This is a genomic window from Gordonia sp. SCSIO 19800 (assembly GCF_018132775.1).
Lineage (GTDB): Bacteria > Actinomycetota > Actinomycetes > Mycobacteriales > Mycobacteriaceae > Gordonia > Gordonia hongkongensis.
In genome coordinates this window covers 65,371-82,098 of record NZ_JAGRQM010000016.1, presented here as the reverse complement: position 1 = coordinate 82,098, position 16,728 = coordinate 65,371, and the positions used below count along the sequence as shown (strand labels likewise).

At 68.0% G+C, this 16,728-nt stretch carries 14 protein-coding genes; 6 read left to right on the top strand and 8 right to left on the bottom strand.

Annotated elements, in window-relative coordinates; translation table 11 throughout:
- Window positions 1-6 precede the first annotated feature (6 nt).
- Entirely contained in the window at window positions 7-393 is a 387-nt protein-coding gene (locus KB201_RS17415; RefSeq protein WP_058250374.1) for a hypothetical protein, read from the bottom strand.
- 32 nt (window positions 394-425) lie between these two features.
- Here KB201_RS17415 and KB201_RS17410 point away from each other — a divergent pair, with 32 nt between their 5' ends.
- Entirely contained in the window at window positions 426-1,400 is a 975-nt protein-coding gene (locus KB201_RS17410; RefSeq protein WP_078112379.1) for a quinone oxidoreductase, read from the top strand.
- Window positions 1,401-1,407: 7 nt separating this feature from the next.
- Here the strand turns inward: KB201_RS17410 and KB201_RS17405 are convergent, their stop codons facing one another.
- Window positions 1,408-2,403 carry a heme o synthase gene (locus KB201_RS17405; protein WP_078112378.1) on the bottom strand — a complete coding sequence of 332 codons (996 nt, stop codon included), beginning with the start codon at window positions 2,401-2,403 and terminating at the stop codon, window positions 1,408-1,410.
- A 340-nt stretch (window positions 2,404-2,743) separates the two neighbouring features.
- On the opposite strand from KB201_RS17405, the gene tkt reads away from it, so the two are divergent.
- The 5 genes from tkt to pgl are packed head-to-tail and all read left to right on the top strand — an operon-like array spanning window position 2,744 to window position 9,249.
- Window positions 2,744-4,822: a transketolase gene (tkt, locus tag KB201_RS17400; protein ID WP_058250568.1), complete on the top strand. Its 2,079-nt coding sequence runs from the start codon at window positions 2,744-2,746 to the stop codon at window positions 4,820-4,822.
- A 29-nt stretch (window positions 4,823-4,851) separates the two neighbouring features.
- The gene (gene tal / locus KB201_RS17395; protein WP_058250567.1) at window positions 4,852-5,973 is read left to right on the top strand and encodes a transaldolase; all 1,122 of its coding nucleotides are present in this window, start codon (window positions 4,852-4,854) and stop codon (window positions 5,971-5,973) included.
- Between the two features lie 6 nt (window positions 5,974-5,979).
- Window positions 5,980-7,533, top strand: a complete 1,554-nt coding sequence (zwf, locus tag KB201_RS17390) for a glucose-6-phosphate dehydrogenase (RefSeq protein ID WP_058250371.1) — start codon at window positions 5,980-5,982, stop codon at window positions 7,531-7,533.
- 49 nt (window positions 7,534-7,582) lie between these two features.
- A complete protein-coding gene (locus KB201_RS17385) occupies window positions 7,583-8,515 on the top strand; it encodes a glucose-6-phosphate dehydrogenase assembly protein OpcA (RefSeq protein ID WP_058250370.1) in 933 nt (310 codons plus the stop codon).
- Window positions 8,512-9,249, top strand: a complete 738-nt coding sequence (gene pgl, locus KB201_RS17380) for a 6-phosphogluconolactonase (RefSeq protein ID WP_058250369.1) — start codon at window positions 8,512-8,514, stop codon at window positions 9,247-9,249. Before KB201_RS17385 ends, pgl begins: the two co-directional genes overlap by 4 nt.
- 7 nt (window positions 9,250-9,256) lie before the next feature.
- Here pgl and ppc read toward each other — a convergent pair whose 3' ends face one another.
- The 6 genes from ppc to whiA all read right to left on the bottom strand — a co-directional run bounded on the left by ppc (window position 9,257) and on the right by whiA (window position 16,680).
- On the bottom strand, window positions 9,257-12,088 hold the full coding sequence (gene ppc / locus KB201_RS17375; RefSeq protein WP_211539972.1) for a phosphoenolpyruvate carboxylase: 2,832 nt from the start codon (window positions 12,086-12,088) through the stop codon (window positions 9,257-9,259).
- A 55-nt stretch (window positions 12,089-12,143) separates the two neighbouring features.
- Entirely contained in the window at window positions 12,144-12,380 is a 237-nt protein-coding gene (secG, locus tag KB201_RS17370) for a preprotein translocase subunit SecG (protein ID WP_010841002.1), read from the bottom strand.
- Between the two features lie 106 nt (window positions 12,381-12,486).
- The gene (gene tpiA / locus KB201_RS17365; protein ID WP_058250367.1) at window positions 12,487-13,275 is read right to left on the bottom strand and encodes a triose-phosphate isomerase; all 789 of its coding nucleotides are present in this window, start codon (window positions 13,273-13,275) and stop codon (window positions 12,487-12,489) included.
- Window positions 13,276-13,278: 3 nt separating this feature from the next.
- Window positions 13,279-14,490, bottom strand: a complete 1,212-nt coding sequence (gene pgk / locus KB201_RS17360) for a phosphoglycerate kinase (protein WP_058250366.1) — start codon at window positions 14,488-14,490, stop codon at window positions 13,279-13,281.
- A gap of 33 nt (window positions 14,491-14,523) precedes the next feature.
- Entirely contained in the window at window positions 14,524-15,543 is a 1,020-nt protein-coding gene (gene gap / locus KB201_RS17355; RefSeq protein ID WP_058250365.1) for a type I glyceraldehyde-3-phosphate dehydrogenase, read from the bottom strand.
- A 159-nt stretch (window positions 15,544-15,702) separates the two neighbouring features.
- On the bottom strand, window positions 15,703-16,680 hold the full coding sequence (gene whiA, locus KB201_RS17350; RefSeq protein ID WP_174316851.1) for a DNA-binding protein WhiA: 978 nt from the start codon (window positions 16,678-16,680) through the stop codon (window positions 15,703-15,705).
- Between the last annotated feature and the right edge of the window lie 48 nt (window positions 16,681-16,728).

The following is a 16,728-nucleotide window of genomic DNA, read 5'->3' as shown; positions in this document are numbered from 1 at the left end:
CCGGCCTCAGAGGATGGCGCGGTTGCGCGCACGCGGGAAGCGCTTCTGCCGCGCGACCCAACCCGCCATCTTGCGGTAGTGCGACGTCGACACCGTGGTCTCCGAGGTGAGGTCACGGTCCCATTCGGCGATCTCGAGACCGTCGACGGCGTCGACCACGGCCTGCGCGGTCGCGAGGTCGGGCACGACCCGGTCCCCGAGGATGCCGTTGGCGTCGCCGACGAGCGTGATCCGCACACCGGCGTCCCCGATCGCCTGGAGGACGACCTTCGCGCTGCCACCTTCGCGCTCGACGAACTTGCGTACCGAGGCGACGACCTCGGTGGGCGCCTCGACCTTCTGCTGTGTGCCCGACTTCTCGTCGTCGGTGGTGTTCGTCATGGGGGTCAGCATACCGGGGCGATCCCGGCGTGTAGAACGGTGTCGTGCGAGCTATCCAGGTGACCCGCCACGGAGGACCCGACGTCCTGACCTTCGGCAGTGTCGACGATCCCATCCCGGCCGCCGACGAGGTGATCGTCCGGACCGCAGCGGTGGGCGTGAACTTCATCGACACCTATCTGCGCCGGGGCCTGTACCCCTCCACACCGCCCTACATCCCCGGTACCGAGGGCGCGGGCGTCGTCGTCGCGACCGGCTCGGATGTGACGTCGCTGCAGGAAGGTCAGCGGGTCGCCTGGTGTGCGGCCCCGGGTTCGTACGCCGAGCTTGTCGCGGTCCCGGCCTCGAAGGCGGTCCCGGTACCCGACGCGGTCGACGACGCGGTGGCCGGTTCGTCGTTGCTCCGCGGTCTCACCGCGCACTATCTCCTCGACGGGAGTGCTCATCCCCAGGCCGGCGATCCGATCCTCGTGCACGCCGGTGGCGGCGGTGTCGGACTGATCCTCACCCAGCTCGCCAAGCGCCGCGGACTGACGGTCATCACGACGGTCTCGTCCGATGAGAAGGCGGAACTCTCGCGCGCCGCCGGGGCGGATCACGTTCTGCGCTACGGAGAGGACCTGAGTTCCCGCGTCCGCGACCTCACCGACGGGCGCGGCGTGCCGGTGGTCTACGACGGCGTCGGCGCCGACACCTTCGAGCAGTCGCTGGCGTCGACCGCGGTCCGGGGGATCATCGTGCTCTTCGGGGCGGCGAGCGGGCCGGTTCCGCCGTTCGACCTCCAGCGTCTCAACGCCGCGGGGTCGTTGTCGGTGACGCGGCCGACACTGGCGCACTTCACTGACACGGCCGACGAACTGAACCGCCGGGCCGGTGAGTACTTCGAGGCGATCGTCGACGGCAGTGTCGAGGTGCGCGTCGGCCAGCGTTACCGATTGGCCGACGCGGCTGCCGCACACACCGACCTGGAGGCACGTGTCACCACGGGTTCGACGGTGCTGTTGCCGGCCGGGACGTGAGCCGCGCTCAGAAGTAGGACGAGATGGTCTGCAGTCCGACGACCGCGTCGATCGCGAGTCCGCAGAACACGATGGCGAGGTACTCGTTGGACTGTAGGAACACCTTCAGCGGTGCCACCTCGGCACCGCGCTTGGTGTCGCGGTACAGCTTGGTCACCCGCTCCAGGAACCAGCCACCGGCGGTCAGCGCGATCACGGTGTAGATCCAGCTCGTCGCCGGGATCAGCAGCAGTGAGGTCACCACGGTGAGAACCGTGTAGATCAGCATCTGGCGGGTGACGCGTTCCTCGGTCGCGATGACCGGGAGCATCGGCACACCGGCCGCCTTGTAGTCCTCCTTGTAGCGCATCGCCAGCGCCCAGGTGTGCGGCGGCGTCCAGAAGAAGATGACCGCGAAGAGGACGATCGGCTGCCAGCTCAGCGACCCGGTGACCGCGGCCCAACCCACCAGGGTCGGCATACAGCCCGCGGCGCCGCCCCAGACCACGTTCTGCCAGGTCCGACGCTTGAGAATCAGCGTGTAGACCCCGACGTAGAACAGGATCGTCGCCGAGACCAGCAGCGCCGAGAGGAGGTTGGCGGCGAAGTACAGGACCGCGAACGACGCCGCCCACAACGCGAGACCGAAGATGAGCGCGCTCCGCGGCGCGACCGCGCGGCGGGCCAGCGGACGCCGGGCGGTGCGCTTCATCTTCTTGTCGATGTCGGCGTCGGCGACCATGTTGAGGGTGTTGGCACTGCCGGCACCGAGCCAGCCGCCGATCAGCGTGAACGCGATGACCGCGATGTCGACGTGACCGCGATCGGCTTGCAGCATGACCGGGATCGTCGCGACGAGAAGCAACTCGATGACACGCGGCTTGGTCAGTGCGATGTAGGCGAGCACCGTCGCACGCACGCGCCCGGCCCACGACTGATCTCCCGGTGCGACCGGATCGGTCGATACCTGCGGATTCGATGCGGTGTCGGTCGAGTGAGATGCGGCGGAACTGTCCCCGCTCACACGCTCCCCTATCCTCACGAACACTCCTCGTCCGCCCGCACAGACGCCCGCGGGCTACTACAGAGCATGGTAGACGTTTGCCTTTGCGAACCGTGAATCGAGGCATGGCGACGCCGGCTGCGGCACCGCGACCGGCGACGACACCTGAACTCGCCGGTAACCATCGGTCGGCGCGCAGCTCGGGCCCGGCGCCGATTACTCTGGACTCATACACGCCGACGATCGTCGGTTGCCCGAAGACGGATGGCCCCGGTACCGATCGCCCCGGGTACCGATCGCCATGTGTCCGAGACGGACCGAGTACACAAGCACCGAGCAGGCACAGGAGACAATCAGCATCGTGGCCGACACCGACGAGATCCGCGCATTGACCACCCCCCGCCACCCGGACGACTGGACCGAACTCGACACCCGCGCCGTCGACACGGCCCGGCTGCTGGCGGCTGACGCAGTGCAGAAGTGCGGAAGCGGGCACCCCGGCACCGCGATGAGCCTCGCTCCCCTCGCCTACACCCTGTTCCAGCGGGTGATGCGCCACGACCCCACCGACACCGACTGGGCCGGCCGCGACCGCTTCGTGCTGTCGTGCGGTCATTCGAGCCTCACGCTGTACATCCAGCTCTACCTCGGCGGGTTCGGTCTCGAGCTGTCCGACATCGAGGCGCTGCGTACCTGGGATTCCCTCACGCCCGGCCACCCGGAGTTCCGCCACACGCGCGGTGTGGAGATCACCACCGGTCCCCTGGGTCAGGGTTTGGCCTCGTCGGTCGGCATGGCGATGGCAGCCCGACGCGAGCGCGGCCTGTTCGACCCCGATGCGGCCCCGGGAAAGAGTCCGTTCGACCACTACATCTATGTCATCGCGTCCGACGGTGACATCGAAGAAGGTGTGACCTCCGAGGCCAGCTCGCTGGCCGGAACGCAGCAGCTCGGCAACCTGATCGTGTTCTACGACCAGAACCAGATCTCGATCGAGGACGACACCGACATCGCGTTGTCGGAGGATGTCGCGAAGCGCTACGAGGCCTACGGATGGCACGTGCAGACCGTGGAGGGCGGCGAGGACATCGTCGCCATCGAGGCGGCGATCGAGGCGGCCCAGCAGGTCATCGACCGGCCGTCGATCATCTGTCTGCGCACCATCATCGGCTACCCCGCCCCCAACATGATGAACACCGGTATGGCCCACGGCGCGGCGCTCGGTGAGGACGAGGTCGCGGCGACGAAGAAGGTCCTCGGTTTCGACCCGGAGAAGAACTTCGAGGTCACCGACGAGGTGATCGGCCACACCCGCAAGCTCATCGACCGCGGCGCTGAGGAGCGCACGGCGTGGACGTCGTCGTTCGATGCCTGGGCGGAGAAGAACCCCGACGCCAAGAAGCTGTTCGACCGGCTCACCGCCCACGAACTGCCCGAGGGCTGGACCGACGTGCTGCCCAGCTGGAACGTCGGCGACAAGGATGTCGCGACCCGCAGCGCCTCGGGCAAGGTGCTCGGCGCGCTCGCGCCCGTGCTGCCCGAGCTGTGGGGCGGTTCGGCCGACCTGGCCGGCTCCAACAACACCACCATGGACGGCGAGCCGTCGTTCGGACCGACCTCGATCAGCACCAAGAAGTGGTCGGCCAACCCCTACGGCCGCACCCTGCACTTCGGTGTCCGTGAGCACGCGATGGGATCGATCCTCTCGGGCATCGCCCTGCACGGGCCGACCCGCGCCTACGGAGGTACCTTCCTGCAGTTCGCCGACTACATGCGTCCCGCCGTGCGCCTCGCGGCACTGATGGAGATCGATCCGATCTACGTCTGGACCCACGACTCGATCGGCCTCGGCGAGGACGGCCCGACCCATCAGCCGATCGAGCACCTCGCCGCACTGCGGGCGATCCCGAACCTCGACGTCGTGCGTCCTGCCGACGCCAACGAGACCGCGTACGCCTGGCAGCACCTGCTGACCCGCCGCAACCACCCGGTCGGCCTGGCGCTCACCCGCCAGAACATCCCGATCCTCGAGGGCACCTCGGCGCAGGGCGTCGCCAACGGCGGATACGTCCTGAGCGATTCCGAAGGCGACCCGCAGGTCGTACTCATCGGCACCGGTTCCGAGGTGTACCTGGCCGTGGACGCGCAGAAGGCGTTGGCGGAGAAGGGAATCAAGGCCCGCGTCGTCTCGATGCCCTGTGTCGAGTGGTTCGACGAGCAGCCGCAGGGCTACCGCGACCACGTGCTGCCGCCGTCGGTTCCGCGCGTCGCCGTCGAAGCCGGCATCGCCATGCCCTGGTACCGCATCGTCGGCGCCGGCGGCGAGATCGTCTCGATCGAGCACTTCGGCGCCTCCGCCGACTACAAGGTGCTGTTCACGAAGTTCGGCATCACCGCCGAGGCCGTGACCGCAGCCGCCGAGCGCGCTGTCGCCGGCTGAGCGCACCACAACCCGAAGAGGAGAGAATGGTGACCCAGAACGAGAAGCTCGCCGAATTGTCCGCCGCCGGAGTGTCGGTGTGGCTGGACGACCTGTCCCGGGACCTGATCAGCTCAGGTGACCTCGCCGAACTCATCAGCACCAAGTCGGTCGTCGGGGTGACCACCAACCCGTCGATCTTCCAGGCCGCGCTGTCGTCGGGCAATGCCTACGACGACCAGGTCAACGAACTGGCCGCACGGGGCGCCGACGTCGACGCCACCATCCGGACGGTCACCACCGACGACGTGCGCAACGCCTGTGACGTGCTCGCCGCGACCTACGAGTCGACCGACGGCGTCGACGGACGCGTGTCGATCGAGGTCGATCCGCGCCTCGCCCACGACACCGACGCCACGGTGGCACAGGCCGTCGAGCTGTGGAAGATCGTCGACCGGCCGAACCTGCTCATCAAGATCCCGGCCACCGAGGCCGGGCTCCCCGCGATCAGCAAGGTCATCGCCGAGGGCATCAGCGTGAACGTGACGCTGATCTTCTCGGTCGAGCGCTACGAGAAGGTCATCGCCGCCTACCTCGACGGCCTCGACGCCGCCGCCCAGGCCGGCCACGACCTCTCCCGCATCCACTCCGTCGCCTCGTTCTTCGTGTCGCGGGTGGACACCGAGATCGACAAGCGACTCGACGCCATCGGCACCCCGGAGGCCACCGAGCTCAAGGGCAAGGCAGCACTGGCCAATGCCCGTCTCGCCTACTCGGCCTACCAGCAGGTCTTCGAGGTCGAGTCCCGGTTCCCCGAGCTGCTGGCCAAGGGCGCCCGCCCGCAGCGCGCACTCTGGGCGTCGACGGGCGTCAAGAACCCCGACTACCCCGACACCCTGTATGTGAGCGAACTGGTCGCGCCCAACACGGTCAACACGATGCCGGGCAAGACGATGGACGCCTTCGCCGACCACGGCTGGGTGAACACCGAGTCCATCATCGGTCTCGCCGCCGAGTCGCAGGAGATCTTCGACAAGCTCGTCGCCGTGGGCGTCGACCTGACCGACGTCTTCCTGGTCCTGGAGAACGAGGGCGTCAGCAAGTTCGAGGACGCGTGGAACGACCTGCTCAGCGCGACCGCCGAGCAACTGTCCGCGGCGAACAAGGGCTGACCCCAGGTGGCGGGAGGCGAGGAGTCAACCGGGACCGGTTCGTGGACCAATCCGCTCCGTGACCCGCAGGACAAACGGCTGCCGCGCATCGCGGGACCATGCAGCCTGGTCATCTTCGGGGTCACCGGCGACCTCGCCCGCAAGAAGTTGATGCCGGCGGTCTACGACCTCGCCAACCGCGGCCTCCTGCCACCGTCGTTCGCCCTCGTCGGCTTCGCTCGGCGCGACTGGACCGACGAGGACTTCGGCGCCATCGTCCACGACGCCGTCCGTGAACACGCACGGACCGGATTCCGCGAAGAGGTGTGGGAACGCCTCGCCGAGGGATTCCGGTTCGTGCAGGGCGCATTCGATGACGACGCCGCCTTCGACAGGCTGCGCGACACGCTCAAGTCGCTCGATGTCGAACGCGGGACCGACGGCAATCACGCGTTCTACCTGTCGATTCCGCCGGGGGCCTTCCCGACGGTCTGCGAGCAGCTCGAGCGCAGCGGTCTCGCCACGCCGACGGGCGACAGCTGGCGACGGGTGGTGATCGAGAAGCCGTTCGGTCACGATCTCGAGTCCGCACGCGAACTCAACGCGATCGTCAACAACGTCTTCCCCGAGTCGTCGGTGTTCCGGATCGACCACTATCTGGGCAAGGAGACCGTCCAGAACATCCTGGCCCTGCGGTTCGCCAATCAGTTGTTCGATCCGCTGTGGAGTTCGCATTACGTCGACCACGTCCAGATCACCATGGCCGAGGACATCGGACTCGGCGGCCGGGCGGGCTACTACGACGGGATCGGCGCGGCGCGCGACGTCATCCAGAACCACCTGCTGCAGCTCATGGCCCTGGTCGCGATGGAAGAGCCGATCTCCTTCGAGCCCAAGCAATTACAGGCCGAGAAGATCAAGGTCCTCGCCGCGACGCGCAACGTCCTGCCGATCGACGAGAACACCGCCCGCGGTCAGTACGGACCGGGTTGGCAGGGCAGCGAGAAGGTGCCGGGCCTCAAGGAGGAGGAGGGTTTCGCGAAGGACTCGAAAACCGAGACCTTCGCCGCCATCGCCCTCGAGGTCGACTCCCGCCGCTGGGCAGGGGTCCCGTTCTATCTGCGCACCGGAAAGCGCCTGGGCCGTCGCGTCACCGAGATCGCACTGGTCTTCAAGCGCGCTCCGCACCTGCCGTTCGACCAGACCATGACCGAGGAACTGAGTCAGAACGCCTTGGTGATCCGGGTCCAGCCGGACGAGGGCATCACCTTGCGGTTCGGTTCCAAGGTCCCCGGGTCGAGCATGGAGGTCCGGGACGTCAACATGGACTTCAGCTACGGCACCGCCTTCACCGAGGCCTCGCCAGAAGCGTACGAGCGTCTCATCCTCGACGTCCTGCTGGGTGAACCCTCGCTGTTCCCCGTCAACGAGGAAGTCGAACTGTCGTGGCGCATCCTCGATCCGGTGCTCGACCACTGGGCCGGGTCGGGGTCGCCCGACACCTACGAGTCCGGGACGTGGGGGCCGCGTTCGGCCGAGGAGATGATGGCCCGCACGGGTCGCGCGTGGCGTCGGCCGTGACGAGACGTCCGTACGCCCGCACCGTCCGATCCGTTCAGGAGGCCTCCCGATGATCGTCGAACTGCCCGACACGTCGACCGGAAAGGTCGCCAAGAAGATCATCGAGGTGCGCGCCGCGGGCGGCGCGCTGAGTCTGGGTCGCGTGCTCACCCTGGTCGTGTGCGTCGAACTCGGTGAGCCGATGGAGGGGGCCATCGAGGCGGCGGTCGGCGCGAGCCGCGAGCACCCGAGCCGCGTCATCGTCGTGTATCGCGGTGTGCGCGAAGGCGACTCACGGCTCGATGCCCAGATCCGCGTGGGCGGCGATGCCGGCGCCTCCGAGGTGGTCGTGCTGTCGCTGCAGGGCGAACTCGCCGACCATCCGGACAGCGTGGTGACCCCCTTCCTCCTCCCCGACACCCCGGTCGTCACCTGGTGGCCGGGCAAGGGGCCACGACGCCCCGCAGACGATCCGCTCGGCAAACTCGGGCACCGGCGCATCGTCGACGCGAGCAAGGCGGGCGACTCGCTCGCGGTGCTGGCGCAGCGCCTCGAGACCTACTCCCCCGGCGACACCGACCTCGCCTGGACCCACATCACCCACTGGCGCGCGATCCTCGCGTCCGCGGTCGACCGGCCGCCGCACACCCCGATCACCGAGGTCGTGGTCACCGGGTCGCAGAACTCGCCCTCGGTGGACCTGATCGCCGGTTGGCTGCGGTCCACCCTGAACGTCCCGACGCGACGCCGCCGCGGCAGTTTCGAGATCCGACTCCACCGCGACGAGGGTCCGACCATCCTCGCCGTCGACGAGGAGAACAACGCCGTGCTGACGATGCCCGGCAAACCCGATGGACGCGTCGCCATGGGCCGACGTGAACTTCCCGCGTGTATCGCGGAGGAACTACGACGACTCGACACCGACGAGGTGTACATCGAAGCACTCAAGGGTGTGCCCGAGGTCGAGTTCACAGATGACACCGAAGGAGTTGCCGCCCGATGACCACCGAGACCCTCGTCTTCGACTCCAAGCAGGAACTCGTCGAGACCGCCGCGACCCGGTTCGTGGACCTCGTGACCCGGGCCCAAGCCGAACGCGGCGTCGCGAGTGTGGTGCTGACCGGCGGCAGCAACGGGATCGGCCTCCTGTCGGCGCTCGCCGCCGACAGCGGCACCATCGACTGGTCCAAGGTCGACATCTACTGGGGCGACGACCGTTTCGTCCCCGCCGACGATCCGGAACGCAATTCGGGTCAGGCGCGCGAGGCGCTGCTCGACACCGTGCCCGTCGACCCGTCGCGGGTGTTCCCGATGGCGCCGTCGGACGGACCGCTCGGCGACGACATCGAGGCCGCCGCCGCGGATTACGCCGCGATTCTCGCCGGCCGGTCGAGCGACGGCGTGGCGCCGGAGTTCGATCTCCATCTGCTCGGCATGGGCGGTGAGGGACACATCAACTCGTTGTTCCCGCACACTGCGGCCACCGCGGAGACCACGAAGTCGGTGGTCGCCGTCGAGGATTCGCCGAAGCCGCCGCCGCGCCGGATCACCCTGACCCTGCCCGTCGTCAACCGTTCCCGGCAGGTGTGGTTCCTGGTCGCCGGCGCCGACAAGGCCGAGGCGGTCGGTGCCGCACACGGTGGCGCGGACCCGGCCGACTGGCCCGCCGCCGGGGCGCGCGGCACCGAGGAGACCATCTGGTTCCTCGACGACGCGGCCGCCGCCGACATCCGGTGACCGTCCGCTAGCCCGAGTTCCGCAGCGCGGTGGCGAGGCCGTTCATCGTGAGCTGGATCCCGCGCCGCACGATCGGGGTGTCCTCCCCCGCACGGAAGCGCCGCAGCAACTCGACCTGCAGCAGGTTGAGCGGCTCGAGATACGGGAAGCGGTTGTAGACCGACCGCTTCAGCGCGGCGTTGTCGTGGAGCAGGTCGTCGGTGCCGGTGATCTTCGCGCACATCGCGATCGTCCGCTCGTGTTCGTCGACGATCATCCCGAACACCCGCTCGCGCAGCTCCTCGTCGGGCACCAGCTGTGCGTACCGGTGGGCCAGGCCCATGTCCGACTTCGCCAGTACCTGAGCCATGTTCGACATCACGGTGCGGAAGAACGGCCACTTGGCGTAGTACCGCCGCAACGTCTCCAACCGCTCCGGATCGTCCCCGACCCATTCCTCGAACGCCGAGCCCGTGCCGTACCAGCCGGGCAGCATCACGCGCGACTGCGTCCACGAGAGCACCCACGGGATGGCCCGCAGATCGGAGATCTTCTCGGTCTGCTTGCGCGACGCCGGCCGGCTGCCGATGTTGAGGGCACCGATCTCCGACAGGGGCGTCGAGGTGGTGAAGTACTCGACGAATCCCGGGGTCTCGTGGACCAGCCGGCTGTACGCGGCTCGCGCCTTCGCCGCGATGTCGTCCATGATTTCGTAGGCCGAATCGGATTCGTCGCCGAGGCCTTCGGTGTCCAGGAGCGAGGACTCGATGGTTGCGGCGAGCAGCGTCTCCAGGTTGCGCCGCGCCGTGACCGGTTCGGCGTACTTCGCGGCGATGATCTCGCCCTGCTCGGTGATGCGCAGCGAGCCCTGAACCGCACCGGGCGGCTGGGCCAGGATGGCGTCGTAACTGGGACCGCCGCCGCGCCCGACGGTCCCGCCGCGCCCATGGAACAGACGCAACCTGATGCCCGACCGCGACGCCACGTCGACCAGATCGAGCTCGGCGCGGTAGAGCGCCCAGTTCGCGGCCATGTAGCCGCCGTCCTTGTTCGAGTCCGAGTAGCCGAGCATGATCTCCTGAATCCCGTTCTGGGACTCGACCATCGCCCGATAGAACGGGACGTCGAGAACGGCGAGGAGGGTCGCTGCGCCCTGCTGGAGATCCTCGATCGTCTCGAACAGCGGAACCACGCGGACACTACACCGCGGAGAACCGTCATTCGCGTCGTAGAGGCCTGCCTCCTTGAGCAGGATCAGCGCCTCGAGCATGTCACTGACCGACGTGCACATGCTGATCACATAGTTGGGCACGGCCGCGGGACCGAAGGTCGCGACCGCCCTGGCGGCGGCCCGGACGATTCCGAGTTCCTTGGTGGCCAGCTCGCTCAGCTCGGCGTCGGGACTGGTCAACGGTCGACGCGCACGCAGTTCCGCGGAGAGGATCTCGACGCGCTCGGTCTCGTCGAGCGACGCATAGTCCGGATGCACACCCGCCCACGCGAGCAGCTCGGCGACCACTTCCTCGTGCATGTCGGAGTTCTGCCGCATGTCCAGTCCGGACAGGTGGAACCCGAAGGTGCGCACGGCTTCTCGCAGGGCGAGCAACCGGTCGTCGGCGATCGTGTCGTCGTTGTTCGCGCGCAGCGCGCCGTCGATCACATCGAGGTCGGCGAGGAGTTCGGCGGCGTCGCCGTACGGCTGTTTCCCGTCGATGAGGAAGAGGTCGCTCGAGGTGAGGAAGTCGTCGTCGAACATCTCCCGGGCGGTCGCCACCAGACGGGACCGGATGGAGCGCAGGGCGAGCCGGAAGGGCTCGTCGGCCCCCGGGTCGTCGGCGTCGGCCCCGGCGAGGTCGAACAGGGTGTCGCTGGCGTCGATGAGCCGGGCCGACATGCTGAGTTCCTGTGCGAGACTCTCGAGTTCGGCCAGGTGATGTCCGACTGCGGTCTGCGCGGCGAGCGTGGTGGCCAGGGTCACCACCTCGGAGTTCACGAACGGATTGCCGTCGCGGTCGCCGCCGATCCAGGACCCCATCCGGATCATCGGTTCGTCGGCGAGTCCGGCGTCGGGGTATGTCGAGCGCAGCGCGGTGCGTACCGCGGTGTTGATGGCGGGCACGACCTCGAAGAACGAGGCGTCGTAATAGCGGAGCCCGGAACGGATCTCGTCCTGGATGGTGAGACGTTCGAGGCGGATGAGGGCGGTCTGCCAGAGTGTCAGGATCTGACGCCGGATGGACTCGGTGACCTCCGCGTCCTCGTCCGGCATCAGCTCGGTGCGGCCGCGGAATCGCATCAGCTCGGTGATGCGGTTCTGGGCCTCGAAGACGGTGCGGCGGCGGGTCTCGGTGGGGTGTGCGGTGATGACCGGGATCACCGCGGCGTCGGTCAGGGCTCGACCGACCTCGTCGTCGCCGAGACCGGCATCGGCGAGTTTGCGGTAGGTGGCGGCGAGGCTGCTGTCCTGGGGCGGGTCACCGGCCCGGACGTGGATGGCGCGGCGCCGCTCGCGGTGGATGTCCTCGGCCAGGTTCGCCAGCAGCGCGAAGTGGCTGAACGCGCGGATGACCGGGACCGCGGTGGAGATGTCCAGATCGACGAACATGTCGGCGAGTTCGGTGCGGTCGATCTCGTTCCGGCGCACCCGGAATGCGGCCACGCGGGCGGCTTCGACGAGGTCGAAGACGTCGCTGCCGGAGTGTTCGCGGACGACGTCACCCAGGATCCCGCCGAGAAGGCGGATGTCCTCCCGTAGGGGTTCGGTGAGTGCTCGGCCCTCGTCGTCGACGACGATGTGGTCGACGATGGAGATCGATGGGCGCCAGTCCGGGACTCCCCGCGCGGGAACGGTTTCACTCATGCCGTCAAGTATCCCGGCAACCTACGGGCGCGGCATCCCGAGGCGCGAAGGGTGACTAGCCGGACAGTTTGATGTCGACGCCCACGCCGACGATGAAGATCACCCAGATGAGCCCGACGAAGATCGTCAACCGGTCCAGGTTGCGTTCGACGACGCTCGAGCCCGAGAGGCTGGACTGGACACCGCCGCCGAACAGCGACGACAGACCGCCACCCTTGCCGCGGTGCAGCAGGATGAGCACGATCAGCAACACGCTGGTCACGATCAATCCGATGTCGAGTGCACCTTGCACAGTCACGAGTCGCAACGCCCTTCCGTAAAGCCCCTACATACAGCTGTGGCAGGTCAACCCCCGAAAAGAGGCCAACCTGCCACAGTGTACGCGTGGGTGCGACCCGTCAGGGCAAGGGGCCACCCGCGGCGATCGCCGACAGCGTCGCGAACTCGTCGGACTTCAGCGATGCACCGCCGACCAACGCGCCGTCGACGTCGGGACGTCCGACGATGTCGCCGACGTTCTTGGCGTTGACCGATCCGCCGTAGAGGATCCGCACCGATGCCGCGGTCTCGGCGTCGGCGATCTCCGCCAGCGCCTCACGGATCGCCTTGCACACCTCCTGGGCGTCGTCCGCACTCGCCACCCGGCCGGTGCCGATCGCCCAGACCGGCTCGTACGCGATGACGGTCTGAGCGATCTCGGCCGCGGACAGACCGGCGAGCGATCCCTTGAGCTGCGCCACGTTGTAGGCCACGTGGTCGCCGGCCTCGCGGACGTCGAGCCCCTCACCGATGCACACGATCGGGGTGAGTTCGTGCTTGAGCGCCGCCTTCGTCTTGGCCAGCACGACCTCATCGGTCTCGTTGTGCAGGGTGCGACGCTCGGAGTGCCCGACCACCACGAAGGTGCAGCCGAGTTTCGCGAGGAACGCACCGCTGATCTCGCCGGTGTAGGCGCCCGAGTCGTGCGCCGACAGGTCTTGCGCACCGTAGGTGAGCAGGAGCTTGTCGCCGTCGACGACCGTCTGCACGCTGCGGATGTCGGTGAACGGCGGGATGACCGTCACATCGACCTTGTCGAAGTACTTCGCCGGGAGGGCGAAGGCGATCTTCTGAACCAGCGCGATGGCCTCGAGGTGGTTCAGGTTCATCTTCCAGTTGCCCGCGATGAGCGGTTTACGAGTTGCCATGGATCAGCTCTCCAGAACCTTCAGTCCGGGGAGTTCCTTGCCCTCGAGGTACTCCAGCGATGCGCCACCTCCGGTGGAGATGTGCGAGAAATCGGAGTCGGGCAGACCCAGAGTGCGGACCGCGGCCGCCGAGTCGCCGCCGCCGACCACGGTGAACGCGCCGTTGCCCGTCGCACCGGCGATGGCCTCGGCGACACCGCGGGTGCCCGCCGAGAACTTCTCGAACTCGAACACGCCCGACGGGCCGTTCCAGAAGATGGTCTTGGCACCCGAGAGGACCGCGGCGAATCGCTTCACCGATTCCGGTCCGATGTCGAGCCCCATCCAGCCGTCGGGAATGGCGTCCGAGGCCACCGTGTCCGATTCGGCGTCGGCGGCGAACTTGTCGGCCACCACGACGTCGACCGGCAGGTGGATGACGTCACCGAACCGCTCGAGCAGGCTCTTGCAGACGTCGATCTGATCTTCCTGCAGCAGCGAGGAGCCCACCGAATGCCCTTGTGCGGCAAGGAAGGTGAACGCCATACCGCCACCGATGACCAGCGTGTCGACCTTGGGTGCCAACGCCTCGATGACGCCGAGTTTGTCCGACACCTTCGATCCGCCGAGGACGACGGCGTAGGGTCGCGTCACCTCTTCGGTGAGCTTGGACAGCACGTCGACCTCGGCCGCCACCAGCTCGCCCGCGTAGTGCGGGAGCAGCTTGGCGACGTCGTAGACCGAGGCCTGCTTGCGGTGCACCACTCCGAAGCCGTCGGAGACGAACGCGCCGTCGTCGCCGACGAGCTCGACCAGCGCTTTGGCGAGCGCCTCGCGCTCGGCGTCGTCCTTGGCGGTCTCCCGCGGATCGAAGCGGATGTTCTCCAGCAGCAGGACGTCGCCGTCGGTGAGTCCTTCCGCGCGGGCCAGCGCGTCGGTGCCGACGACGTCCCCGGCGAGCTGCACGTTGCGGCCGAGTTCCTCACCGAGGCGGGCGGCCACCGGCGCCAGCGAGAACTTCGGATCCGGCTCGCCCTTCGGACGACCCAGGTGCGCGGTGATGATCACCTTGGCACCGGCGTCGATGAGCGCGTTGAGCGTCGGCAGGGACGCGAGGATGCGACCCGGATCGGTGATCGTCGACCCGTCGAGCGGGACGTTGAAATCCGACCGGACCAGCACACCCCTGCCCGAAACACCTTCGTCCAGAAGGTCTTTCAGAGTGGGAACACCCATGAGGCGTTGACTCCTAAGGTCGTTGGGGGTGGGTCAGAGCGACTTGCCGACGAGACCGATGAGGTCGACGAGGCGGTTGGAGTAGCCCCACTCGTTGTCGTACCAGGACACGACCTTGGCCTGGTCGTCGATCACCTTGGTCAGGCCGGCGTCGAACAGCGAGCTGTGCGGGTCGGTGACGATGTCGGACGAGACGATCGGTGCGTCGTAGTACTTCAGGATGCCCTTGAGCGGACCGTCGGCAGCGGCCTTGAGCGCGGCGTTGATCTGCTCGGCGGTGGCGGTCTTCGACAGCTGGGCGGTGAGGTCGGTGACCGAACCGGTGGGGATCGGGACACGCAGCGCGTAGCCGTCGAGCTTGCCCTTCAGCTCCGGGAGCACCAGGCCGATGGCCTTGGCGGCACCGGTCGAGGTCGGCACGATGTTGATGGCGGCGGCGCGCGCGCGACGCAGGTCCTTGTGCGGGCCGTCCTGCAGGTTCTGGTCCTGGGTGTAGGCGTGGATCGTGGTCATGAGGCCCTTGACGATGCCGAACTCGTCGTTGAGGACCTTGGCCAGCGGGCCGAGGCAGTTGGTGGTGCACGAGGCGTTCGAGATGATGTTCTGGCTGCCGTCGTACTTGTCGTCGTTGACGCCCATCACGATGGTGATGTCCTCGTCCGAGGCGGGGGCGGAGATGATGACCTTCTTGGCGCCGGCATCGAGGTGTCCCTGAGCCTTGGCGCGGGCGGTGAAGATGCCGGTCGACTCGACGACCACGTCGACGCCCAGGTCGCCCCACGGGATGGCGGCCGGACCTTCCTTGACCTCGAGGGCCTTGATCTTCTGCTCACCGACGACGATGGTGTCGTCGCCCTCGAGGGTGACGTCGTCGGACAGGCGACCGAGGATGGAGTCGAACTTCAGCAGGTGCGCGAGGGTCGCGTTGTCGGTCAGGTCGTTGACCGCGACGATCTCGATGTCGGTGGTGCCCAAAGCTTTTTGCGCTTCGACGGCACGGAAGAAGTTGCGGCCGATCCGGCCGAATCCGTTGACGCCTACCCGAACAGTCACAGTTGTGCTCCTTAGCGGTATTCATGGTCGGGCCTGGTGGTCAAGCCCGGTCTGGCCGCGCGTGAGCGGTCAGCGAAGCACACCTGAGTGGTCACGCCTCCGCCCACGTCGCCACCAGCCTAGTAGGCGACCCTCTGCTCGGCACACCGCAGGTCCGTGTCAGGCCTCGTCGAGCAGCTCGGAGGTCACCGCGGATTCGGTGTCGGGGATGCCGTCCTGGCGGGCCTTCTTGTCGGCCATCGACAGCAGGCGGCGGATGCGCCCGGCGACGGCGTCCTTGGTCATCGGCGGGTCGGCGAGCTGACCGAGCTCCTCCAGCGACGCCTGCCGATGGGTGATCCGGAGCTGTCCGGCCGCGATCAGATGGTCGGGCACCTCGTCGCCGAGGATGTCCAGCGCGCGTTCCACGCGGGCCGCGGCGGCGACCGCCGCACGCGCCGATCGACGCAGATTGGCGTCGTCGAAGTTGGCCAGGCGGTTGGCGGTGGCGCGCACCTCGCGGCGCATCCGGCGTTCCTCCCACACGAGCCTCGTGTCGTGGGCCCCCATCCGGGTCAGCAACGCCCCGATGGCCTCGCCGTCGCGGATGACGACGCGGTCGGCTCCGCGGACCTCGCGGGCCTTGGCCGTGACACCGAGGCGTCGGGCCGCGCCGACGAGGGCGAGCGCCGCCTCCGGCCCGGGACAGCTGACCTCCAGGGCCGACGACCGGCCCGGCTCGGTGAGCGAGCCGTGCGCGAGAAATGCTCCGCGCCAGGCGGCCTCGGCGTCGGCGACACTACCGCCGACGACCTGGGCGGGCAGGCCGCGCACCGGGCGGCCGCGCAGGTCGAGCAGCCCGGTCTGTCGTGCCAGGCCTTCGCCGTCCTTGGTGATCCGCACGATGTAGCGCGCCGACTTCCGCAGCCCGCCACCGCGCAGGACGTGGACGTCCGAGGCGTAGCCGTAGAGGTCGTGGATCTCGCGGCGCAGTCGGCGCGCCACGTTGCCCATGTCCACCTCGGCCTCGACCACCACGCGACCCGCGACGATGTGCAGACCGCCGGCGAAACGCAGCAGCGCGGACACCTCGGCTCTCCGGCAACTCACCTGAGTCACCGACAGGCGACTGAGTTCGTCCTTCACCGCCGCCGTCATCGCCACCGGTACCTGTCCTCCTGTCAACAGACCACACGTCCCTCGAGT